Here is a 21,735-nt window from a genome sequence, read left to right as displayed (position 1 = left end):
TTTCACTGACGGTTACCGGGTGGAGAGGTTCGGGTCGGAGCGGTCCCGCAGTTCGTCGCCGAGCACGCCGACGCAGACGACGAAGGCGGCCAGGACCAGTCCGGGAATGGTGGCGATCCACCAGGCGCTCGCCAGGTAGTCGCGGCCGTTGGCGATGGTGGTGCCCCAGCTCGGCGTGCCGGGCGGGATGCCCAGCGACAGGAAGCTCAGCGACGCCTCGGCGACGATGACGAATCCGAGTTGGACGGTGGCGATGACCAGCAGCGGGCTCGCGACCGCGGGAAGCACGCAGTGGCGTACGACGTGCCAGGCGCCGGCGCCGAGGGTGCGGGCCGCGTTGGCGAAGTCGCGCGACTTGGTGGCCATGGTCTGTGCCCGGGCGACCCGGGCGAAGATCGGCCAGGTGGTGATGGACAGGGTGAGTACGACGTTGGTGACGCTGGAGCCGAGGACGGCCGCGACGAAGACGGCGAGCAGGATCGACGGGAAGGCGAGCTGGATGTCGGCCAGCCGCATGAGGATCGCGTCGACGATCCCGCCGAGATAGCCGCAGAGGATGCCGATCGCCGCGCCGACGATGCCGGCCAGCAGCAGCGTCGCCGCGCCGACCATGATCGAGACCCGGGCGCCCTGCATGATCTGGGGCAGCAGGTCGCGGCCGACCTGGTCGGTGCCGAGCAGCGCCAGGCTGCCGTCGGCGAGCCGGCTGCCCGGTGGCAGCAGCCGGTCGGTGACGGAGGTGGCGATCGGGTCGTACCGGGCGATGACCGGGCCGATCACCCCGGCCACCACGTAGGCCACGATCACCCCGATCGGGATCCACAGGCGCAGCCGGCGGCGGCGCCGGCGCGGGGTGCCGGCCGGCGGCCCGTCGTCGCCGGACTTGTCGACGTCGACGGGTTGGCCCGGTGTCCCGAGCGCCACGGACGCGGGTACGTCGGTCACGTCGGCCACCTCCTCAGACGCTCTCGCGCACGCGCGGGTCCAGCCGCACGTACAGCAGGTCGACGACCAGGTTGATGACGATGAAGATGGCGGCGACGGTGATCACGCACGCCTGCACGACCGAGTAGTCGCGGGCGGCGATGGCGTCGGTCATCAGCCGTCCCACGCCGGGCCAGGCGAAGACCGTCTCGACGATCACGGCACCGCCCAGCAGGCTGCCGAACTCCAGTCCGGCCACGGTGACGACCGGGATCAGCATGTTGCGCATCGCGTGCCAGCCGACGACGCGCGTCTCGGACAGCCCCTTGGCGCGGGCGGTGACGACGTAGTCCTCGTGCAGCACGTCGAGCAGGCCCGACCGGACCAGCCGCAGCACGACGCTGAGCAGCGGCAGCGCCAGCGTGACCGCCGGCATGATCATCGCCGCCGGTGATCCCGCACCGGAGCTGGGCAGCAGGTGCAGGAACCGGGAGAAGATCAGGATCAGCATGATGCCGACCCAGAACGACGGCAGCGACTGGGTGAGCATCGACAGCACCGACACCACCCGGTCGAAGAACCCGTTCGGGCGGGTCGCGGCCAGCGTGCCGAGCGCGAACCCGACGACGATGGCGATGGCGAAGGCGGTCGCCGCGAGTGCGGCCGTCGCCGTCAGGTGGGTGAAGACCAGGTTCGTCGCGCTGTCGTTGAGGCGGAACGACTCGCCGAAGTCGAAGGTGGCGGCCCGTTGCAGGAAGCGGACGTACTGCACCACCGGGGACGCGTCCAGGCCGTACTCCCGGCGCAGCGCCTCGACCGCCGCCGGGTCCGCGTCGGGCCCGAGCTGGTTGATCGCCGGGTCGCCGTCGACCTCCCGCATCGCGAAGAACACCACCGTCGCCGCCCCGAAGAGGACGAGCGCCGAGATCGCGAGTCGGCGGATCGCAAACCGCAGCATCGCCGGAGCCTCAGCGTCCGGGCGGCGACGCCGGGTCGCCGAGCAGGGCCGCCTCGATGTCCTCGACGACGGCGACCGCGGCCCGGCCTTCGGCGCCGCTGACCGGGGTGGGTCCGCCGGCCAGGGCCGCGTCGACGAAGGCTTCCAGTTCGGTACGCAGGTTGTAGGCGCCGCCGCCGTCACGGCTGGGCCAGAAGTAGGTGTCCTGGAAACTCGCCACGCCGTCGCGGCGGGCGTACATCAGGTCGTTGTGCGAGAGGTTCATCTCGAGGATGCCGTGCTCGCCGACGATCCGCAGGCCGGCGTCGGCCCGCGACGGCCGGGAGTGCGGCAGCGTCCAGTTGTTCTCCATCGTGCCGATCGCGCCGTCGTCGAAGCGGATCGTCGCGTGCACGACGTCGTGGCTGGGCGACAGCACCTTGCGGCCGACGGCACCGGTGACCTCGACGTCCCGGCCGGTCACGAACCGGACCAGGTCGGCGTCGTGGATGCCGAGGAACCAGGCGACCGAGGTACGGTCCCAGATTCCCTGGCCGACGGCCTGCGAGGTGCAGCGCCAGACCTTGACGTGCCAGATGTCGCCGAGTTCGCCGGAGCGTACGACCTCGCGCAGCCGGATCACGCGCGGGTCGAAGCGCAGCACGTGGCCGATCATCAGCGCGTCGGGGTCGGGGCAGCCGGCGATGATCCGGTCGCAGCTCGCCGTCGACAGCGCCATCGGCTTCTCCAGCAGCACCCGCTTGCCGGCGGCGAGGGCAGCGAGGGTCGCGTCCTCGTGCAGGTGGTCGGGGGTGCAGATGCTGACCGCGTCGACGTCGTCGAGCAGGTCGCCGATGTCCTCGACGGCGCGGACCCCGAGGTTACTCTCTGCCCAGTCGCGGTTACGGGGTGACACGTCGGCGACGGCGACCAGTTCCGCCTGCCGTACGTCGCGCAGCGCGCGGGCGTGCAGCTGTCCCTGGACACCGATACCGACGACGCCGATCCTGAGGCGGTCCACGCCAGACCTCCAACTGTTGCAAACCAGATGAACGCTAGGTGTGTACCTAGCTGGGGATAGTTCTACACCCAGCTCGGAGTGCAGGGCAAGGGTCCGCGCGCCACAAAATCGCCGGTGACCTGCGGATTCGTCGCAACCCATCGATGTCCCGCGCGGCGCGGCCGCGTCTTCTCGCTTAACGTCCATGCCATGAGCGAAAACCCGATCGCCCGGGACTTCTTCGAGACCTACACGCGCGCCCTACTGGACCGGGACGCCCGGGCGATCGCGGAGCACTACGCGGTACCCGCGCTGATCGAGTTTCCCGACCATCCGGTCGCGGTCTCCGATGCCGCCCAGACCGAGGCGTTCTTCGCCGGCGCGTTCGGTCAGTACGAGAACGTCACCGATTGCCCGGGCCGACGTCCATGTGGTCGCGGCGACCGGGCACAGCCTGTGGGCCGATGTGAGCTGGTCCTACGACGGCGCCCCCGACGAGCGGAACATGTACCAGCTCGTCCGCACCGGCCAGACCTGGAAGATCGCGGTCCTGACACCCCTGTGACGCGATGAGCGCACGCCCGACGACGCCGTTCCGCTTCAGACGACCTCCAGGCTCGTCACCGCCCAGACAGGAAGGTCGAGGTCGCAGGCCGCGGGAACCCGGAGGTTCTCCGGGAGCGACTCCAGATCGAAGATTCCGCCACCCCCGGTATCGACGGTGTCCCCGATCCGGGCCTGCCCGCCTTCCGGGATACTGATGGTCTCCCCATCCATCGTTGCCCCTTCGGACAACGCGAGCCGATACTTCAGCGACACCTCGGGCGCGTCCGGCGGCTGAATCACGCAGACGCAGCCGTCCGTCACCACCAGGGTGGCGTCCTTCATGAGGGCTTGCATGTAGACGCGCTCACCGACGATCGTGACGAAGGCCGCCGCGGGCGGCGCGGCCGGCGCCGTGGTCGGTGCCGAGGTCTGCCCCTCAGGCGCCGCGCAGGCGACCGAACCCAGCATCGCCAACACTCCGGACAATCCGAGAAGCCGCCGCACATAGCTCATACAACGATCGCCCCCGCCGAGAAAACCGCCATCCATCGAAGACGCCCCGTACGTTGCGTTGTGGCCACGATACGAAACGACGCGGGACACCCACCACATACGTTCGGTCGCAGGTGGGCGGTCTGCCGACTAGAGCACCTGGGTGATGCCCTCGGCGGCGACGTGGGCGTCGATGGCGGCGGGGTCGAGGTTGGCGCACAGCACGATCGACGCCCCGGCCGACAGCGGCGCGAGCAGCCACTTGACCGGCTCCTCGTGCCGCGCGACGTCCACCAGGACCCGATCCCCCCGGCGTAGGCCCCACATGGCGGCGAGTTCGCCGGCCAACCGGGCCCACTCCTCATAGCTCGTGCCGTCCGGGCTGGCCGGGTCGTCGCCCCGGATCTCCTGGTACGCCGGCGGGAGGTCCGGGTAGCGACGTACCTCGACGGCGTAGTCCCGGTAACCGTCGGGCACCTCGGCCAGCGCGGCACCGTCGGCCGCGAGACCGAGCACGAACCGGTGCCGCGCCTCCGGCACCGTCTCCAGCCAGCTGTCCAGCCGACGCCGCGCCACGAACACCGCGTCCAGCGGCTCTTCCGGGCTCGCGCCGAGGGGTGCCAGCCCGGCCGACGCCCAGGGCCGGAACGACACGGTGATGCCGGCGGACCAGGCGCCCAGCAGCACGGCCGCGGTCTGCCAGTGCGCAGGCAGCAGGATGGCAACCCGGCCACCGGCGGTCAGCCGGCAGCCGGCACGCAACATGCTCGCGGTCCGGGCGGCCCAGCCGCCGAGCGCCGCCGCGCCGAGGTCGATCCGCTCGCCGGTGGCACCGTCGAGATAGGTCAGCAGCGGGTGGCCGGCCTCCGGGTCGTCGGCGATCAGCGGGGCGTGGGCGGCGCTCGTCGAGTGCATCCGGCAACTCCCACGTCGGCGGCCAGTGGTCCCGCCGACCCTACCCGGGGTCGGCTGCCTCAGGCCCGCGAGGTGAAGGCCGCCAGGATGCGGCTGCCGACCGGGTTGCCGGCGTTGTCGAAGCAGATGACGTCGAGTTCGGCGTCGGTGCCGGCGTGCGACCAGGGCTGGGCCAGGTTGCAGTAGTTCGGGCCGGGTCCTTCGGCGACCACCTGCGCGTGGGTCTGTTCGACACCGAGCTGCGGATAGCGGACCGTGAAGCGGCCGGGCGCGACGGTGCTGATCGTGTTGCCGCCGACGCCGGTGACGCTGTTGTGGTTCGCGTCGTACCGCCAGTGGTGGAAGTAGCCGAACTTCTGCGGCGTGCCGAGCGAGGCGGTCAGGGACCGGCCACGGTGGTAGGAAAGCGTGAAGTCGCTCCAGGTCAACCTGCCCTGGTGGTCGAAACAGCTGACTTCCGCCAGGATGTCGGTTCCCTCGAACATCCAGTTCGTCACCTTGCACCGACGCGGGACCGCCTGGCGTTGCACGGCGGTCACCTGCACGTTCCCGGCGGGGATCGCGGCGGCTCCGACCCGATACAGCCGGACCTGATAGGTGCCGGTCGACGAACGCCCCGCCAGGACCGTGCCCTGGAGCGAGCTGTGCGAGTGCACGACGCGGTTCTCCTGGTCACGGTAGTGCAGGTAGGCGTAGGTGGTGGCGGTGGGCGCGTAGCTGACCCGGTAGGTCCACATGACGGAGAAGGCGGTGTCGGTGAGGACGCCGCCGGGGGCGCGGCACTGCACGAGGACGATCTGGTTCGGCGTCACCTCGTGCCACTGGACGACGGAGCAGTAGTGGCCGGCACTGTTCACCGGGGTCACGTGCGCGATCCCCAGGCTGCTCGACCCGATGCGCGGAAACCTGACCTGGAACACCCCCGCGCTGATCTTGCCGCCCTCGGCCCAGAGATCGGGAGCCGTGGTCTTCCAACTGCCCCACTGGCGGGTGGTGTCCAGCGTGGTCCACGACGCGACGGTGGGATCGGTGACGAGGGCGAAGCCCCAGCTGTTGGCGACGGCGGCCTGCGCCGGGCCGGCAACGCCCGGCACGAGTGCCGCGACCAGCGCTACGACGAGGACGAACGGACGCAACCGCATGACGCCTCCAATCGAGATAGATCGATTGGACGCTAACACCGCGACCGGTGGCGGTCGACACCCACGATCCTCAGATGGAGAACAGGGCGCCGCCACGCACAGCACGGGGGCGTCGTCCACCGGCGGTACAGTCGCTGATCATGACCGAACCGACCTCACCCGGCTGGGACGCCATCGACGCCGCTCTCGACCGCCGCTATCCCGGCGTACGGCCGCTGCACCACGCCTCCGCGCTGCCGTACGCGGCGGGCGGCCGGGACCCGCTCGACGGCATCAGCCTCTACCCGCGCGACGACCACTGGCACCTGGTCAGCTACGGCATGTCCGACCTGCACGAGAAGAGGTCGCCGGACGAGGAGGAGTCCGGGTGGGGCTTCGAGTTCACCATCCGGGTCGCCCGCGCCGCCGGTGACGACGAGCCACCGACCTGGGCGCTGAGCTTCATGCAGAACCTGGCCCGCAACGTGTACGCCCGGAAGGCGCCGTTCGTCCCCGGCAGCCACCTGCAGGTGAACGGGCCGATCTCGACGGCCCGGCCGGACACCGCGATCCGCGCGGTGGGGTTCGCCGAGGACCCCGAACTCGGCACCATCGACACGCCGCACGGAAAGGTACGGTTCCTCCAGATCGTCGGCCTCACCCCGCAGGAGTACGCGGTCATCGACCGGTGGGACGCGCGGCGACTGCTCGACGCACTGCGTCCGTCGCTGCCGCTGCTGGTCACCGACCTCGACCGGACCGACCTCACCGCCGATCCCGGCGTCGCCGCCGTCATCGAGGAAGGCGTACGGCGAGACGGCTCCTCCAGGGCACTCATCCCGGCGAAGAAGGCGAACTGGCGTGTCGAGGACGGCGTCACGACGGTGACCCTGGACGTGGCCGCCGCGGAGCATGCCGGCCGCCTGCTGCCGCTCCGGTTGCCGTACGGCCGCGACCTGACCGTGAACCCCTTCGACAAGGGGGTGAGGTTCGGGCCGGGCGAGGAGTTCACGGCCGCCCCCGGACGCTTCGGCCTTCTGGAGATTCGGCTGCCCGCCGAAGCGGCGACCGAGGTCGCCACGGCGCTGCGGTCCGGCGCGGGCACCTACCGGCCGGCCGGAACTCCCGGCCTGCAACTCCGCATCGCCCCGGCCACCCGCCGGTTCACGTTCCCGCCCCCGGCCTGACCGGCCGCCCGGGAAGGCTGTCGGGGCGGTTCAGCGTACGGCCCGGGGCCACCGGTGGGCGAACCCACCCCGGGATCGCTCTGAAGTGGACACAACCTACACTTCGCCGGTGATCAACAAGAAACGATCAACAATCGTCCTTATCGGACTGTTGGCGGTGACCCTGTTGGGCGGTCCCGCGCCGGCGTTCGCGGAGGAGGAACCACCGGCCGAACCGCCGAAGGTCGAGCTGGTGCTCGACGTCAGCGGATCGATGCGCGCCGCGGACATCGACGGCCGCAGCCGGATCTCCGTGGCCCAGCAGGCGTTCAACGAGGTCGTCGACGCGCTGCCCGACGAGACGCAGCTCGGCATCCGGGTACTCGGCGCCACGTACCCGGGCAACGACAAGACGAAGGGCTGCCAGGACACCCAGCAGATCGTGCCGGTCGGCCCGGTCGACCGGGCCCAGGCCAAGGCCGCGGTGGCGACGCTGCGACCGACCGGGTTCACCCCGGTCGGGCTGGCCCTGCGCGAGGCCGCCAAGGACCTCGGCACCGGCACGACCGCCCGCCGGATCGTGCTGATCACCGACGGCGAGGACACCTGCGCCCCTCCGGACCCGTGCGAGGTCGCCCGGGAACTGGCCGCCCAGGGGACGAAGCTGGTCGTCGACACGCTCGGCCTGGCCCCGGACGAGAAGGTACGGCGGCAGCTGCTCTGCATCGCCGAGGCGACCGGCGGCACGTACACCGCGGTGCAGCGCGCCGACGAGCTGACCAGCCGGATCAAACAACTCGTCGACCGCGCCAAGGACACCCACACGGCGGCGCCGGCCATCGTCGCCGGCAAGTCGGCGTGCGACGACGCGCCGCTGCTCGCCCCCGGCGTCTACAGCGACCGGGCGGCGTTCTCGGAGCACCGCTGGTACCGGGTGCCGGTCCTGCCCGACCAGGAGCTGCGGGTGTCGGTCAGCATGGCGCTGGACCGGCCGGTCAACCCCGACTACGCGGTGCTGCTGCGGGCCACCGCCACCGACGGGCGGGAACTGGTCCGTGGGGTGGACGCGGGCAGCGGTCGTACCGACGTGGTTTCCGCGGGCCTGCGCTGGTCGGGGGGTGAGGAGCCGACGGACGAGGCGTCGCCGACGCCCGACACCGGCACCACCGTCGCGGCCACCACGGTCTGCCTGGTGGTGAGCAACGCGTTCGCGCCGCGCCAGGGCACCCAGGCGACGCCCGGCATGCCGGTGGAGCTGACCGTCGACGTGGTCGCGTCCTCCCCCGCACCGACCGCACCCGACCTGGGACGCGGCTGGGTGCTGCTGGTGCTGCTGACCCTGGCGGGCCTGCTCACCGGACTGGTCACCGGCCTGCTCACCCGCTGGTGGGTCGCCACCTGGAGGGAGAACCGATGAGCACCCCGACGCTCCGCGCCGCGGCGGCACTGACGGCCGCCGGCCTCGTCCTGCTGGCCGTACCCGTGCCGGCGCAGGCCGCGCCGACGCCGTCGCCCGGCGCCACCCCGGTCACCCGCGCCGGTACGTCGTTCCTGACCGCGACCGGCATCGCCGCCGGGCAGCCGGTCCGGGTGGACGCCGCCACCGGCGACTACCTGTACTGGTCGTTCCCGGCCACCGCCGGCGAACGGCACGAGATCACCGCGACCGTGTCGTTCCCGGAATCGCGCAGCGGCCCGTCGACCTGGACCGTCGAGGTCTTCGACGGGCTGCGGCGACGGCAGTCCTGCACGGCCGGCGCGCAGACGCCCACCGCCGCCGCGTCCGCCGCCAGCGTGTCGCTCGGCTGCGCGCTGCGTCAGGTGCGGTCCTGGGCCGAGCCGTGGTCGGCCGACCCGCTGCCCGGGACGTACTACGTCCGGCTGTCGGTGACCGAGCTGCCGGAGGCCGACCTCGGCCTGCCGGTCGACGTGGAGCTGCTGGTCAGCGCGGACGCCAGCGACTCGCGCGACGACGGCGAGCTGAAGGCCCCGCTGGTGCCGAACACGAAGGCCGGCGCGGTGCTGAACGCCGAACCGGTGGCGCAGCAGGACGAGGAGGACGGCACCGGATACTTCGGCTGGCTGCCGGACCTCGGCTCGCGCTGGGTCTGGAGCGCGATCGGCGGCGTGCTGGCCGCCGTCGCGGGCGTGGTCGGCTTCGCCCTGACCCGCCGTCCCCGCCGGCCGTGACCGGACCGGCCGGTGGCCGCCACGTGGCGGCCGCCGGCCGGGCGCGGGTCAGTCCTTCGAGGTGAACGTGGACAGGAAACGCTGGTCGATCGGCAGGCCCGCGTTGTCGTAGCAGGCCACCCCGACCTCGGCGGTGGGGCCGAGGTGGCTCCACGGCTCGGCGAGGTGGCAGTAGTCGGACCCGGCGCCCATGGCCACGACCTGCGCGTGGGTCTGGGCGAGGGCGAGCAGCGGGTAGCGGACCCGGTAGTAGCCGGGCGCGACGGTGTAGATGGTGTTGACGCCCATTCCGCCGCCCGGGTTGTTGTAGTTGGCCTGGCTGACGAACGGGAAGTAGTAGCCGAAGTATCTCGGCGGGGTGAACGAGCCGAAGACGGCGCGCTGCCGGTGGTAGGACAGGCTGAAGGCGGTGTCCACCGGCTTCCCGGCCGAGTCGTGGCAGGCGACGTCGGCGGCGATGTCCAGCACGTTGAACGCGTACCAGTCACTGATCTTGCAGCGTCGCGGGGCGCCGCCCTCGTCGACGGCGGTCACCTGTACGTTGCCGGCGAGCCCGAGCGCCGAACCGACGCCGGCGAGCTTGACCCGGTATCCCCCGTTCCCCATCGGTCCGATGTCCACCGGCAGGCCGGTGGAGTTGTATCCCTGTACGACGGCGGCCGCGGCCGTGCTCCGCAGGTACGCGTACGTGCCGGTGTTGGGTGGTGCGATTCCGGAGCTGGCGGTCCACAGCACGGCGAAGGGGGTGTCGGCGTGGCCGCCGCCCGGGGCGAAGCACTGCACCTCGACGATCTCGTCGAGGCCGACCTGGAACCATCGCAGCACCGTGCAGTAGTTCCCGTTGGAGTTGATCGGGGTGACGTGCACGACCCCGTCCGAGTTGGAGCCGACCCGCGGGAACCTGACCTGGAACCGGCCGGCGCCGAGCTTGCCGCCCTGGGCCCACCCGGGGAAGCCCGCCTTCCAGGAGCCCCACTGGCGGTTGGTGTCCAGCGTGGTCCAGGCCGGGACGTTCGGGTTGTCGACCAGGGCGAAGCCCCACCGGTCGGCGGTGGCGGCCCGGGCCGGCTCGGCGGTGCCGGGTACGACCGCCGCCAGCGCGGCGACCAGGGCGACGGCGAGGGCGAGTGGACGCAGACGCATTGTCCCTCCTATCGAGTGACATCGATTGGAGTGCCATGCTCGCACCTCGCGGCGCCGGGACGCCCCGAATCCCGCCCCCGGTCAGCATGGTGCCGATTGTGGCTAGTCGCCGCCCGTCCGCCGCACCGCCTTCCGGCGCGGCTGGTCCCGCCCGGACGGCTCCGGACGTTCGGTCCGGACGGGATCCCCGCGTACCAGCTCGTCGTGGATGCGCCAGCGGGCCACGTCGACGGCCCGCCCCGCCGCCTCGTCGCGCCGCTCCAGACGCTGCCGCAGCAACCGCATGGCGATACCGCGGTTGAGGCCGAACTCCCGCTCGGTGTCGACCACGACGACGATCCCCGACGGCCGGTGGGTCGCCCGTACCGCCGTGCTGGCCTTGTTGCGGTGCTGACCGCCGGGACCGCCGGTGCGGCAGGCGACGACGTCGACGTCCGCCTCGACGAACGTCGTACGCGGGGCGTCGACCTCACAGGGCCGGGCGGTGACGTACCAGTTCTTGCGGCCGATCCCGGTCCGGTAGGGACTGGGGGCCTGCCAGCACAGGGTGCCGGTCCACGACGCGGCGAACGCCTCGGCGCCGGCCCCGGAGATCTCGACCAGGACCGACCGGTAGGTGCCGGGCCGCTCACCGGGAACGGTCTCGGCCCGTCGCGTGGTCACCTCGTGCCGGACCGCGTCGCCCTCCAGCCGCCGCAGCAACTCCGCCAGGGCCCAGGCGCACTCGCGCGGGCCGCGCCCGGCCGACATGAGCAGGTGGACGCTCACGACCGGCCCCGTCCGCGCCGGTGGTCGCGACGGTCCCGCCGACCGGCGGTGCCGGGCTCGGGCGTCTTGTAGGTGACCAGCGGCACCGTGGTGACGACCGGGGTGGCCAGGCCGTGGTCGACGAGATCGGCGATCACCTGCTCGATGCGCTTGTACGCCGTCGGCGCCTCCTCGAAGAGCAACTGCCGGTCGCCGCAGACCACCAGCGACCCCACCGGCGTACGACGCAGTTCCTCGACGGTGTGCTTGGCCCGGCCCCGGCGCAGGGCGTCGGCGCGCGACATCTTGCGGCCCGCACCGTGCGCCACCGAATGGTTGGCGTCCGGGCCGGCGTGGGCGGCCACCAGGTAGGAGGGTGTCCCCCGCGTGCCGGCGACGAGCACGTCGCGGCCGTCGCCCGGGGCCGCCCCCTTGCGGTGCAGGTAGCCGCCGTCGCGGACCTCGACCAGGTTGTGGCACTGGTCGACGACCGGCTCGGTCGGTTCGGCGCCCAGGGCGTGGGCGACCCGGGCCGCCAGCAGCCGCCGGTTGAGCGACCCCCACCGAACGGCGGCGTCGTGCATCGCCAGGTAGCCGGCCGGATCGGGGGTCGGGCCGGCGCCGTGGACCTCGGTGTGCGCCCGCAGGATCCGCTCCCCCAGGCCACGGGAACCACTGTGGACGACGAGGACGACGTCGCCCTCGGTCAGCCCGAGCCGGCGCGCGTGCTCCGGCTCGAAGACGGTGCCGACCCGGGCCAGCTCGACGAAGTGGTTGCCCCGGCCGACCGTGCCGAGCCCTTCGACGTGACCCGCGGGAATGTCGCCCGCCACGACGGCCCAGGCCGGGTCGTCGGCGTCCCGCTCGGGGTCCAGCGCACGGTCGAGGTCGGGGAAGCGGGCGGCGAGCTTCTCGGGTACGACCCGCTTGAGCCGGAGCGGGAACACCGCGATGCCGCATCCGATGTCGGACCCCACCAGGAACGGGTACAGCACGGTGGACGTCATGGCGGCCCCGATCGGGGCGCCCTTGCCGGGATGCAGGTCCGGCATGCCGGCGACGTGGACCATGCCGTCGAGCGCGGCGACCTGGTGGCACTGCGCGACGGCGTCGGACTCGATCCAGCTCGTGGGCGAGGCGAAGACGGTGACGGTGGCCGGGACGGACTCCGGCCGGGGGTGGTGCTGGGACAAGGACGCTCTCTTTTCGGGGAGGCACGGACGGACGGCGGCCCGGCACACGGAGGTGCCGTGGGGCCTCGGAGTGAACGTGGGTGCGGTCCGTCAGAACGTCATGGGCACCACCCTCGCCGAGCCGGTCCGGGCCGGGCAACCGGTTTTCGCCGTACGGGCGGCGCTCGATGCGGGGACTCGGCAGAGGACCGGCCCGAACGGAAACTCGGATCGCATTTCCGTAAGCCCCGTCACGCAATTCTTCGACAGGTGTTCACAATGACTGCTTAATGCATTTCTCGCACCCTGCGTTCCGCCTCGACCCGCCTGACCGATTTGTCCGACCAATCTGCGTGTCAGCTGGCACATACATGGCGTGACCAGCAAAAACCCATGTTTCCGGGGCTCTTCCACGTGGGTAGCAGAGGCCCCGTCGGCACGCTTGCCATCCGGCAACAGCACCAAGCCGACAGCACGACATCGCAATTCGTGGCAGGACACGCGATCGGGAAGAGGTCCGATAGTGATTCAGCAGGGAGCGCGTTTTGCGCTCATTCTCGGGACGGGATATCTCCTCGGCCGGCGCAAGCGACTCGGCGCGGCACTCGTGCTCGGCGCCGCGGCGGCGGCGGGCCGGCTCAGCGCGAACTCCGGCGGCCTGCTCCGGTCGCTCGGCGGTTCCGTCGACGTCGCCAAACTCCTCGACCTGCGCGGGCCGCTGGTGACCGCCGGCAAGGCGGCGGCGGTCAGTGCGGTGAGCAGCCGGATCGACTCGGTGAGCGACCGGCTGCACGGCCGGGCCGAGACCCTGCGCGGCGCGGACCGCGTCCTGCGGGACGACCGCGACGAGCCCGGATCGGACGACGAGCGGGACGACCAGCGCGACGAGGACCTGCGCGCGGACGAGCCCGACGACGAGGCGTACCGGGACGACGAGCCCGACGAGGACGACCGCGACGACGAGCCGGCGCCCCGGTCCGGCCGCGGGTCGCGGGCGGGCCGGCAGGGCGGCGGTCGGGCCCGGCGGTCGGCCGGACGCGACGCCGACGGTGACGGTGAGGACGACGGGGACACCGACGGGGAGGACGACGGCGGGGAGGACGACGCTCCGCGGACCCGGCAGGCCCCACGGTCCTCCCGGTCGAAGACCACCGACGCGCCGGTCCGCCGGCGAGGAAGGTGAGCACGATGACCACCCGGAACCCCGGCGTCGGCCAGGGCATCGGCGAAAAGATCTCCGGGCGCCTCGCCGACGAGGTGCAGAACCTGGTCAGCGCCGCCGTCGAGCGGCTGGTGTCGGCGGCCGCCGACCGCATGGGCGCGGCCACCGAACGGCTCGTCGACTACGCGGCCAACGGCGGCGGCCCGGGCGTGGTGGCGGCGGCCACCGGCGCGCGGAAGCTGGCCGACGGATCGTCCCCGTTGAAGGCCGGGCTCAGCGCCGGCCTGGCCGGCGCCAAGGAGAAGGTCAAGGAAGCCATGGGCAAGGCCGGCGGCGGCAAGGGCAAGATCAAGGTGACCAACATCGTCGAGTCGATCGACGTCGGCGTGCCGGTCCGGGTCGCATACGACCAGTGGACCCGCTACGAGGACTTCTCCAGCTTCATGAAGAAGGTCGAGAACGTCGACCGGGCCAGCGACGAGAAGACCACGTGGAAGGCGCAGGTCTTCTGGTCGCACCGCACCTGGGAGGCCACCGTGGTCGAACAGGTGCCCGACGAGCGCATCGTGTGGCGGTCCACGGGCAAGAAGGGGCACGTCGACGGCGCCGTCAGCTTCCACGAGCTGGCCCCTGACCTGACCCGCATCCTGGTCGTACTCGAATACCACCCGCAGGGCCTGTTCGAGCGCACCGGCAACCTGTGGCGCGCCCAGGGCCGCCGCGCCCGGCTCGAACTGAAGCACTTCGTCCGGCACGTGATGACGCGCACCGTGCTCGACCCCGACGGGGTCGACGGGTGGCGGGGCGAGATCCGCGACGGTCAGGTGGTCCGCGACCACCAGACGGCGCTCGCCGACGAACGGGCCGACGACGAGCACGACGGGCGGGCCGACGAGCGCGGCGGGCGGGCCGACAAGCGCGACGAGCGGGCCGACGACGAGCACGACGACCCCGTAGACGAGCCGGACGACCGGGACGGCGACGACCGGGAACCCGACGCCGAGCCGGCACGCGGCCGGTCGCGCGCGGGTGCCGCGACACGCAAGGACCGGGACGACGACACCGGGCGGTCCCGACCGCCCCGACAGCGCGGCAACCGTGACCGCGCCTCTGGAGGTGACCGGCGATGACCATGGCAGTACAGGAATCCGGCGGTGGTGGAGTCCAGCGCGGATCCGCCTCGGACCTCGCCGAGGTGGTCGGCACGATCCTGGACAAGGGCGTGGTGATCGACGCACACGTGTCGGTCGGCATCGTCGGGATCAAGCTGCTGACCATCGACGCGCGGATCGTGGTCGCCAGCGTCGACACGTACCTCCGCTTCGCGGAGGCGACCAACCGGCTCACCCTCGACGGCTCGCAGGCCGGTCGGGGCCTGCCGGAGGTCGTCCAGGGCCCGAAGGGCAACTTCCTGGACAAGGCCGGCGACGCCCTCGGCGAACTGGTCGGCGGCGGCCGCGACGACAACGACCGCGAGCGCGCTCCGCGCCGCCAGCGACGGGAGGACCGGTGACCATGTCCGTCGACACCCGCGAGGCGGGTCCCGACACGAACGGCTTCTTCATCTACGGCCTGGTGCCCGCCGACGTGGAGCCGACCGGTGACGCCCGGGGCGTGGGCGATCCGGCGGCGCCGGTCTCCGTCGTCGTGCACGGCGACGTCGCCGCCCTGGTCAGCGACGTTCCGCTGGACCGGCCGCTGGGTCGTCCCGACGACCTGCGGGCGTACCAGACCCTGCTGGACGGGGTGACGCTGGCCGCGCCGGTGCTGCCCGTACGGTTCGGGACGGTGGCCCGCGACGAGGAAGCCGTAACCGACCTCCTCGCCGACCGGCACGACGACTACCGGCGGGCGCTCGACCGGCTGGAGGGCGTGGCCCAGTACGTCGTCCGGCTGCGATACGTGGAGCGGGCCGTACTGTCCGAGGTCCTCGCCGGCAACGCGGAGGCGGCGGACCTGCGCGACCAACTCCAGGGGCAGCCCGCCGAGGCGCTGCGCGACGTCCGTATCCGGCTCGGCGAGGTAATCAACGCCGAGGTCGAGGCCCGGCGGGCCGCCGACACCGAGCAGTTGCTGGCGGAGCTGTCGCCGGTGGCGGTCACCGCCGGCACCCGGCCGCCGACGTCGGAGTTCGACGCCGCGCACCTGGTCTTCCTGGTGGAGACCGACCGGCAGGCCGAGTTCGAGGACGGGGTGGGGCGGATCGCCGCCGAGCAGGAACAGCGGGCCACGGTCCGGCTGATCGGCCCGCAGGCGCCGTACGACTTCGTCGACCGGTTGCTGGACCGGGGGTGAGTCGGTGTTGGGCCCCATCCTGAGCCTGCCCCTGGCCCCCGTGCACGGTCTCGTCGGACTGGCCAGGGTGCTGCGGGACCAAGCCGAGCAGGAGCTGTACGACCCGGCCACCGTCCAGCGGCAACTCGAGGAGCTGTCGGCGGCGGCCGCCGCCGGCGAACTGTCCGACGAGGAACTGGCCGCGGCCGAACAGCAGATCATCGACCGGCTGGTCGGCTGACCAACCGGCAACAACGGAGGTAACCATGCCCACCTCGAAAGCGGACCGGTCGGCGACCCGGCGGTCGCGCGGCGAACGCTATCGGGACGAGGCCGACGACGACCGGCTGCGGCACGAGCAGGACGGGGACGGGCCGGCGTACGACGATGACGACGCCGAGCCGGACGACACCGATTTCGACGACACCGACCGCGACGACACCGGCCGGCCGGAGTCCCGGTCGGGGCTGCCGGCCAGCCGGGCCGCCCGCGCCGGCCTGGAGTACGTCGCCGAGCTGACCGGCAAGGCGCCGATCGGGATCACGTCGCTGGAACGCGGCGGGTCCGGCTGGACGGTCGGCGTCGAGGTGGTCGAGGACCGCCGGGTCCCGTCGTCCGGCGACATCCTCGCGGTGTACGTGGCGGATCTGGACGACGACGGCGAACTGCTCGGCTACCGGCGCGTCCGCCGTTACGCCCGGGGTCGCGGCGATACCGGCGGGGACCGGTGAGCGGGCGATGAGCACCCTGCAACCCCGTGGGCAGGATCCGACCAACCTCGCCGACATCCTCGAACGGGTGCTCGACCGTGGTGTGGTGATCGCCGGCGACATCCGGATCAACCTGCTCGACATCGAACTGCTCACCATCAAGCTGCGCCTCGTGGTGGCCTCGGTGGACACCGCCCGGGAGATGGGCATCGACTGGTGGGAACGCGATCCGTTCCTGTCCAGCCGCCCGCGCGGACCGGAGGTCGGGGCCGCGCCGACCGGGAACGAGATCGAATCCGACGGTGACCGGCGGGCGGTGGAGGCGGAACCGGTACGCGACGAGGGGCGCCTGGACGCCCGGCGGGAGGAGACCCGATGAGCGAACACGGAACCTGGGTGCACGCGGTCAGCCGGGGCCTGTCCGCCGACCGGCTGGCCGGCATCACCGGGGTCGGTGGGGCGCCGGTACGCGCCGTCGGGGCGGCCGGTCTGGTCGCCGTGGTCGCCACCGTGGACCTGGCCGAGTACGGCGAGGAGGCGTTGCGGCGCAACCTCGAGAACCTGGACTGGCTCACCAGCGTCGCCCGAACACACCACGAGGTCGCCGACGCGGTGGCCCGCCTCGGTCCGGTCGTACCGGCCCGGCTGGCCACCGTCCAGCTCGACGACGCGCGGGTGGCGGCCATGCTGACCGAGCACCACGACGACCTGACCGCCGCCCTCGACCGGGTCGAGGGCCGCATCGAGTGGGGCGTCAAGGCGTACGCGGTGCCGGCTCCGACGGCTCCGGCCGAGCCGGCGGGTGCCGGCGGCGGCGCCGGACGGGCGTACCTGATGCGCAAGCGGGCGCGGATGACGGCGACCGAGACCGCCGAACGGACGGCCGCGGCCGACGCCGACCGGCTGCACGCCGCGCTCGCCGGGCGGTCCCTCGAGGCCCGGCACCACCCGCCGCAGGACGGCCGGCTCAGCGGCCGTCCGGAGTGGATGGTGCTGAACGGCGCCTACCTGGTCGACGCGGACCGGGCGGACGACTTCGCCGACCTGGTCCGGGAGCTGGCCCCACGGCATCCCGGGGTCACCGTCGAGCTGACCGGCCCCTGGCCGCCGTACTCGTTCACCGCGACCGACGAGCGGAAGGCGGCGACCCGATGACCGAGATGGTGCCCGGTGGCCCCGGTGGGGCTGCCGACTACCGACCCATCGCGCTGGTGGACCTGCTCGACCGGGTGCTCGGCAAGGGCGTCGTGGTCAGCGGTGAGCTGGCGTTGTCCATCGCCGATGTCGACCTGGTGCACGTGTCGCTGCGGGCGTTGCTCGCGTCGGTACGGGCCAGCGCCGGTGCCGCCGAGGCAACGTCCGGGACGGCGTCCGGCGGGGGCGGCGCCGGGGCGGTCGTCGACGGCGAGGTGGCGGACCCCGTGGACCACGCCACCCGCTCCGGCGGGGGGCCGGCATGGTAGACCCGCCCCAGCCGGGGGCCGACAGGCTAGACACGCCCCAGCCGGGGGCCGACACGGTAGACACGCCCCACCTGGGGGCCGACAGGGTAGACCCGCCCCATCTCGGGGCCGACAGGGTAGAAGAGCCGGACGTTCCGACGGTTCGGCCGCTCGGGCCACGGGTGGACGTCGACCGGGACGGGATCGAGCGTGGCCTCGGCGGCCTGGTGCTGACCATCATCGAGCTGCTGCGGCAGCTCATGGAGCGCCAGGCCCTGCGCCGGATCGACCAGGGCGACCTCACCGAGGAGCAGATCGAGCGGGTCGGTGCGACGCTGATGGCGCTGGAGGAACAGATGACCGAGCTGCGGGAGCACTTCGGGCTGTCCCCCGAGGACCTCAACCTGGACCTCGGCCCGCTCGGGCCGCTGCTCCCCCGCCAGTGACGGCCGGGCTGCCGCCCGGCTAGGCGTCGTGCCGTACGCCGTATCGAAGGTAGACGACACCGTTGCCGAAGCGGCGCTCGTCGAGCAGTTCGAGGTCGACGCGCACCGGGGGGAAGAACGGATTGCCGCCACCGACGATGACCGGCGCGACGTAGAGCTGGAACTCGTCGACCAGTCCGGCACGAACCGCCTGCGCCGCGAGGTTGGGCCCGTCGACGGTGATGTCGAGATCGGATTCCGCCTTCAGGGCGCGCACCGCGTCCGGGTCGAACGTCCGCTCGATCCGCGTCCGTGTGCTGGCGACCTCGTTCAGCGTCGTGGAGTAGACGACCTTGTCGGCGGCCTGCCAGGCCCGGGCGTACTCCAGGATGAACGGGGGCGGATCGGGCAGGGTGTGCGCGGTCTCCCAGTAGACCATCGTCTCGTACATCCGGCGACCGTAGAGGTACGTTCCGAACGAGCGCGACAACTCGTTGACGAACTCGTGCAACTCCTGTTCGGGGAAGCCCCAGTCGAATTTGCCGTCCGGGTCACTCACGTAGCCGTCGAGGGACGTGATCATCGAGTAGATCAGCTTGCCCATGCCCGTTCTCCTTCCGTCGTGGCTCACCTGCCATGCAAGCGGATGCGAGCGCCCTAGACCGGCCGGTCGGGGGATATCGGTGTGCCGGGATCAGGTGGGGTGACCGCGAGCCGGGCGTCGGTGACGTTGTCGAACCGGGTGTCACCGCCCCGGATGAGTATGAAATGCCTGGCGATGGCGGCCTGGTAGACCTGTAACGGTCCCGCTGGTTCGAGGTCGTCCGGGCCCAACTGGTGACTGGTTGGCAGCCGGGTGTTGAGCACGGCGAGGGCCGCGGCACGGGCATCGTCGGGGACCGGTTCAGCGGTCGCCTCCAGGTAGAGCGCCTCCGCTCCGCCGATAGGCGCGTGCGTGTCGAAGACGGTGATCGCCACTTCGGGACGCGCGGCGATGTTGCGGGAGTGCCGGCTGTCGGGTGCGGACACCCACAGGATCCGGTGCTCGCCGTCGGCCGCGTAGAACACCGGGGTGGCCCACGGGCGGCCCTCGCTGTCCGCGGTACCGAGGACGAGGTAGTGGTGCTGCGCGAGCAGGCGCGGCACGGTGGCCCACATCGACGCTCCCCCCACCCGTCGGCTGTTCAGGTCGACCGGTTCGCCTGCCATCACGCCTCCCGTTCGTGCTGTCAGGGCCATCCTGGTCAGCCGGAGGCGGCGCGATCAACAGCGAGAATTTGCATGATTGTTCAGCCGGGCTGAACAATCATGGAATGGAACGGCAGGACATCGAGGTGTTCCTCGCACTGGCCCAGGAACTGCATTTCGCTCGCACCGCCCAGCGTCTGCGGGCGGCCCCGGCCTCGATCAGCCAAACGATCAAGAAGATCGAGCGCCGGTTGGGGGCGCCGCTGTTCACCCGAACCACCCGCCGGGTGGACCTCACCCCCCTCGGCCGACAGCTCCTCGACGAACTCGGCCCGGCCTACGCCCAGGTCCAGACGGCGATCGCGCGGGCGATCGCCGCCGGCCACGGCACCACCGGCGAACTCCACCTCGGCTACATGTCCGCCGCCGTCGCGCGCCACGTCCTGACCCTGGTCGACACCTTCCACACCCGCACACCCGACTGCCGGGTCACCATCCGCGAGACCGCCCTGGCCGACCTGTGCGGGCCGCTACGCCGCGGTGAAGTCGACCTGTCGGTCCTGCCGCTGCCGGTCACCGAACCGGACCTCACCGTCGGGCCGGTGCTGCTGTCCGAAGCGGCACTGCTCGCCGTCCCCACCGACCACCACCTGGCCCGGCGCGCCCACGTCGCACCCGCCGATCTGGCCGAACAGAACTTCCTCTTCGCGCAGGGCCTCCCCGACTACTGGATCGAGCACCATCTCCCCATCGCCTGGCCGACGGCCAGAATCACGTTCCTGCCCGGCTTCCAGGAAATGCTCGCCTACGTCACCTCCGGCCACGGCGTCGCCGTCGTCGGCGCCCAGACCGGGCAGCTCTATCCACGCCCCGGTCTCACCTGCGTACCCATCGCCGGACGCCCCACCTTCGACTACGCGCTGGTCTGGCGCACCGACGACCTCGGCCCCCTCGCGTCGGCCTTCCTCCACCACGCCGCCGGGCCGGCCGTCCACCCACCCTCCGCCACCAGTGCCGATCCCGCCGGCGCCGACTCGACCCCGGCCGGCAGCCCCTGCCCAGCCATGCCGACCGCCCCTGGTGATGAGTTGTCGGGCCCGCACCCGTCATACGTACGACGGGACACGACAAGGCGGAGGGATGACGTGATGAGTGCGGACACACGGCTGGAGGAGCTGGGCGTGAGTGGTCTGGGCGAGGTCGACGAGCCGGCGTTCTCGGGGCTGGCGGAGCGGCACCGGCGGGAGCTGCACGTGCACTGCTACCGGATGCTCGGGTCGTTCGAGGACGCCGAGGACACCGTGCAGGAGACGTTCCTGCGTGCCTGGCGGCGGCGGGAGACCTTCGAGGGGCGGTCGACGTTCCGGGCCTGGCTGTACCGGATCGCCACCAACGCCTGCCTGGACCTGCTCGCCAGGTGCCGCCCGGAGCCCGCGACCGGCGGCGAGGTGCGGTGGCTGCAGCCCTACCCGGACCGGCTGCTCGACGAACTGCCCGCGGGCGACGCGGACGAGCCGGAGACCGTCGCCGTCGCGCGGGAGACGATCGAGCTGGCCTACCTGGTCGCGGTCCAGCACCTCGCGCCGCGTCCGCGGGCCGTACTGATCCTGCGGGACGTGCTCGGCTGGCCGGCGAAGGACGTCGCGGAACTCCTCGGGGACTCCGTCAACTCCGTGAACAGCGCGTTGCAGCGGGCCCGCGCCGGCATGCGGGAGCACCTGCCCGCCGAGCGGCAGGACTGGACCGGCGGCGAGGAGGACGCCGGGACGCGCGAACTGGTGCGCCGCTACACCGACGCCAGCGTGGCCACGGACGTCGACAGGCTCGCCGCACTGCTGCGGGACGACGTCCGCTGCTCGATGCCGCCCACGCCCGGCCTGTACGTCGGCCGCGACGCGGTGGTGAACGACTGGATCGAGAGCGGCTTCGAGGGCATGAAGCACCTGCGCGCCGTCCCTACCTCCGTGAACCGGCAGCCGGCCGTCGCCTTCTACCACCGGCGGAAGCCGGAGGGGGCGTACCTGCCACTGACGATCGACGTCCTGCGCGTCACGGGCGGGGCGATCACCGAGATCGTCACGTTCCACGACGACCAGTTCGCGCGGCTCGGGCTGCCGGAGCGCCTGCCGGCGGACGGCACGGAGTAGTCCGGTTCGGCGTCCGCGCCCCGCGCGACCCGGC

General features: G+C 72.2%; 25 protein-coding genes and 2 pseudogenes. 16 read left to right on the top strand and 11 right to left on the bottom strand.

What is annotated here, in order from left to right; all coding sequences use genetic code 11:
• Positions 1-12: 12 nt before the first annotated feature.
• From AB0I42_RS13290 to AB0I42_RS13280, 3 genes are read right to left on the bottom strand one after another with little or no spacing between them, the layout of a single operon-like run.
• Positions 13-945: an ABC transporter permease gene (locus tag AB0I42_RS13290; RefSeq protein ID WP_357537035.1), complete on the bottom strand. Its 933-nt coding sequence runs from the start codon at positions 943-945 to the stop codon at positions 13-15.
• 13 nt (positions 946-958) lie between these two features.
• Positions 959-1,882 (bottom strand): ABC transporter permease, encoded by a 924-nt coding sequence (locus AB0I42_RS13285; RefSeq protein WP_357537033.1) that lies wholly within the window; start codon positions 1,880-1,882, stop codon positions 959-961.
• Positions 1,883-1,892: 10 nt separating this feature from the next.
• Complete coding sequence (locus AB0I42_RS13280; protein WP_357537031.1) at positions 1,893-2,882, bottom strand: Gfo/Idh/MocA family oxidoreductase; 990 nt, start codon at positions 2,880-2,882, stop codon at positions 1,893-1,895.
• 189 nt (positions 2,883-3,071) lie between these two features.
• On the opposite strand from AB0I42_RS13280, the gene AB0I42_RS13275 reads away from it, so the two are divergent.
• Complete coding sequence (locus AB0I42_RS13275) at positions 3,072-3,434, top strand: hypothetical protein (protein ID WP_357537029.1); 363 nt, start codon at positions 3,072-3,074, stop codon at positions 3,432-3,434.
• 27 nt (positions 3,435-3,461) lie between these two features.
• On the opposite strand, the gene AB0I42_RS13270 is transcribed toward AB0I42_RS13275, so the two are convergent.
• The 3 genes from AB0I42_RS13270 to AB0I42_RS13260 all read right to left on the bottom strand — a co-directional run bounded on the left by AB0I42_RS13270 (position 3,462) and on the right by AB0I42_RS13260 (position 5,956).
• Entirely contained in the window at positions 3,462-3,920 is a 459-nt protein-coding gene (locus tag AB0I42_RS13270; RefSeq protein ID WP_357537027.1) for a hypothetical protein, read from the bottom strand.
• A gap of 129 nt (positions 3,921-4,049) precedes the next feature.
• A complete protein-coding gene (locus AB0I42_RS13265) occupies positions 4,050-4,814 on the bottom strand; it encodes a TIGR03089 family protein (protein ID WP_357537024.1) in 765 nt (254 codons plus the stop codon).
• Between the two features lie 59 nt (positions 4,815-4,873).
• Entirely contained in the window at positions 4,874-5,956 is a 1,083-nt protein-coding gene (locus AB0I42_RS13260) for a hypothetical protein (RefSeq protein ID WP_357537022.1), read from the bottom strand.
• Between the two features lie 140 nt (positions 5,957-6,096).
• On the opposite strand from AB0I42_RS13260, the gene AB0I42_RS13255 reads away from it, so the two are divergent.
• The 3 genes from AB0I42_RS13255 to AB0I42_RS13245 all read left to right on the top strand — a co-directional run bounded on the left by AB0I42_RS13255 (position 6,097) and on the right by AB0I42_RS13245 (position 9,291).
• Complete coding sequence (locus AB0I42_RS13255) at positions 6,097-7,122, top strand: suppressor of fused domain protein (protein WP_357537020.1); 1,026 nt, start codon at positions 6,097-6,099, stop codon at positions 7,120-7,122.
• Positions 7,123-7,231: 109 nt separating this feature from the next.
• Entirely contained in the window at positions 7,232-8,518 is a 1,287-nt protein-coding gene (locus AB0I42_RS13250) for a VWA domain-containing protein (protein WP_357537018.1), read from the top strand.
• Entirely contained in the window at positions 8,515-9,291 is a 777-nt protein-coding gene (locus AB0I42_RS13245; protein WP_357537016.1) for a peptidase, read from the top strand. Before AB0I42_RS13250 ends, AB0I42_RS13245 begins: the two co-directional genes overlap by 4 nt.
• A 48-nt stretch (positions 9,292-9,339) precedes the next feature.
• On the opposite strand, the gene AB0I42_RS13240 is transcribed toward AB0I42_RS13245, so the two are convergent.
• The 3 genes from AB0I42_RS13240 to AB0I42_RS13230 all read right to left on the bottom strand — a co-directional run bounded on the left by AB0I42_RS13240 (position 9,340) and on the right by AB0I42_RS13230 (position 12,374).
• Positions 9,340-10,434, bottom strand: a complete 1,095-nt coding sequence (locus AB0I42_RS13240; RefSeq protein WP_357537014.1) for a hypothetical protein — start codon at positions 10,432-10,434, stop codon at positions 9,340-9,342.
• A 102-nt stretch (positions 10,435-10,536) separates the two neighbouring features.
• The gene (gene prfH, locus AB0I42_RS13235) at positions 10,537-11,202 is read right to left on the bottom strand and encodes a peptide chain release factor H (RefSeq protein WP_357537012.1); all 666 of its coding nucleotides are present in this window, start codon (positions 11,200-11,202) and stop codon (positions 10,537-10,539) included.
• Complete coding sequence (locus tag AB0I42_RS13230; protein WP_357537010.1) at positions 11,199-12,374, bottom strand: RNA ligase RtcB family protein; 1,176 nt, start codon at positions 12,372-12,374, stop codon at positions 11,199-11,201. Before AB0I42_RS13230 ends, prfH begins: the two co-directional genes overlap by 4 nt.
• Positions 12,375-12,876: 502 nt before the next feature.
• On the opposite strand from AB0I42_RS13230, the gene AB0I42_RS13225 reads away from it, so the two are divergent.
• From AB0I42_RS13225 to AB0I42_RS13180, 10 genes and pseudogenes are all read left to right on the top strand, one after another.
• Positions 12,877-13,536 (top strand): hypothetical protein, encoded by a 660-nt coding sequence (locus AB0I42_RS13225; protein WP_357537008.1) that lies wholly within the window; start codon positions 12,877-12,879, stop codon positions 13,534-13,536.
• A 5-nt stretch (positions 13,537-13,541) separates the two neighbouring features.
• Entirely contained in the window at positions 13,542-14,645 is a 1,104-nt protein-coding gene (locus AB0I42_RS13220) for an SRPBCC family protein (protein WP_357537006.1), read from the top strand.
• Positions 14,646-14,647: 2 nt separating this feature from the next.
• Positions 14,648-14,848 (top strand): annotated as a pseudogene (gene gvpJ / locus AB0I42_RS13215) (gas vesicle protein GvpJ); the annotation flags it as partial.
• Positions 14,849-15,030: 182 nt separating this feature from the next.
• Positions 15,031-15,810: a GvpL/GvpF family gas vesicle protein gene (locus tag AB0I42_RS13210; RefSeq protein WP_357537160.1), complete on the top strand. Its 780-nt coding sequence runs from the start codon at positions 15,031-15,033 to the stop codon at positions 15,808-15,810.
• A gap of 4 nt (positions 15,811-15,814) precedes the next feature.
• A complete protein-coding gene (locus AB0I42_RS13205; RefSeq protein WP_357537004.1) occupies positions 15,815-16,030 on the top strand; it encodes a gas vesicle protein GvpG in 216 nt (71 codons plus the stop codon).
• 25 nt (positions 16,031-16,055) lie between these two features.
• On the top strand, positions 16,056-16,520 hold the full coding sequence (gene gvpO / locus AB0I42_RS13200) for a gas vesicle protein GvpO (protein WP_357537002.1): 465 nt from the start codon (positions 16,056-16,058) through the stop codon (positions 16,518-16,520).
• Between the two features lie 7 nt (positions 16,521-16,527).
• Entirely contained in the window at positions 16,528-16,878 is a 351-nt protein-coding gene (locus AB0I42_RS13195; RefSeq protein ID WP_357537000.1) for a gas vesicle protein, read from the top strand.
• Positions 16,875-17,654 carry a GvpL/GvpF family gas vesicle protein gene (locus tag AB0I42_RS13190; RefSeq protein WP_357536998.1) on the top strand — a complete coding sequence of 260 codons (780 nt, stop codon included), beginning with the start codon at positions 16,875-16,877 and terminating at the stop codon, positions 17,652-17,654. Before AB0I42_RS13195 ends, AB0I42_RS13190 begins: the two co-directional genes overlap by 4 nt.
• On the top strand, positions 17,651-17,962 hold the full coding sequence (locus AB0I42_RS13185) for a gas vesicle protein (protein WP_357536996.1): 312 nt from the start codon (positions 17,651-17,653) through the stop codon (positions 17,960-17,962). The genes AB0I42_RS13190 and AB0I42_RS13185 overlap by 4 nt, the downstream gene beginning before the upstream one ends.
• A 161-nt stretch (positions 17,963-18,123) precedes the next feature.
• A complete protein-coding gene (locus AB0I42_RS13180) occupies positions 18,124-18,387 on the top strand; it encodes a gas vesicle protein K (RefSeq protein WP_357536995.1) in 264 nt (87 codons plus the stop codon).
• A gap of 19 nt (positions 18,388-18,406) precedes the next feature.
• Here AB0I42_RS13180 and AB0I42_RS13175 read toward each other — a convergent pair whose 3' ends face one another.
• Positions 18,407-18,970, bottom strand: coding sequence for a dihydrofolate reductase family protein (locus AB0I42_RS13175; RefSeq protein WP_357536994.1), 564 nt, complete (start codon positions 18,968-18,970; stop codon positions 18,407-18,409).
• Between the two features lie 53 nt (positions 18,971-19,023).
• Entirely contained in the window at positions 19,024-19,575 is a 552-nt protein-coding gene (locus AB0I42_RS13170; protein WP_357536992.1) for a pyridoxamine 5'-phosphate oxidase family protein, read from the bottom strand.
• 104 nt (positions 19,576-19,679) lie between these two features.
• Between AB0I42_RS13170 and AB0I42_RS13165 the strand changes: the two are divergent.
• Together AB0I42_RS13165 and AB0I42_RS13160 are read left to right on the top strand one after the other, a co-directional pair.
• Positions 19,680-20,519: pseudogene (locus AB0I42_RS13165) on the top strand (LysR substrate-binding domain-containing protein); the annotation flags it as partial.
• A gap of 183 nt (positions 20,520-20,702) precedes the next feature.
• Complete coding sequence (locus AB0I42_RS13160; RefSeq protein WP_357537158.1) at positions 20,703-21,701, top strand: RNA polymerase subunit sigma-70; 999 nt, start codon at positions 20,703-20,705, stop codon at positions 21,699-21,701.
• Positions 21,702-21,735 lie beyond the last annotated feature (34 nt).

Source organism: Polymorphospora sp. NPDC050346 (genome assembly GCF_040655695.1).
Lineage (GTDB): Bacteria > Actinomycetota > Actinomycetes > Mycobacteriales > Micromonosporaceae > Polymorphospora > Polymorphospora lycopeni.
Note: the sequence above shows the minus strand (reverse complement) of the source record. Positions and strands in the feature narration are given on the sequence as shown.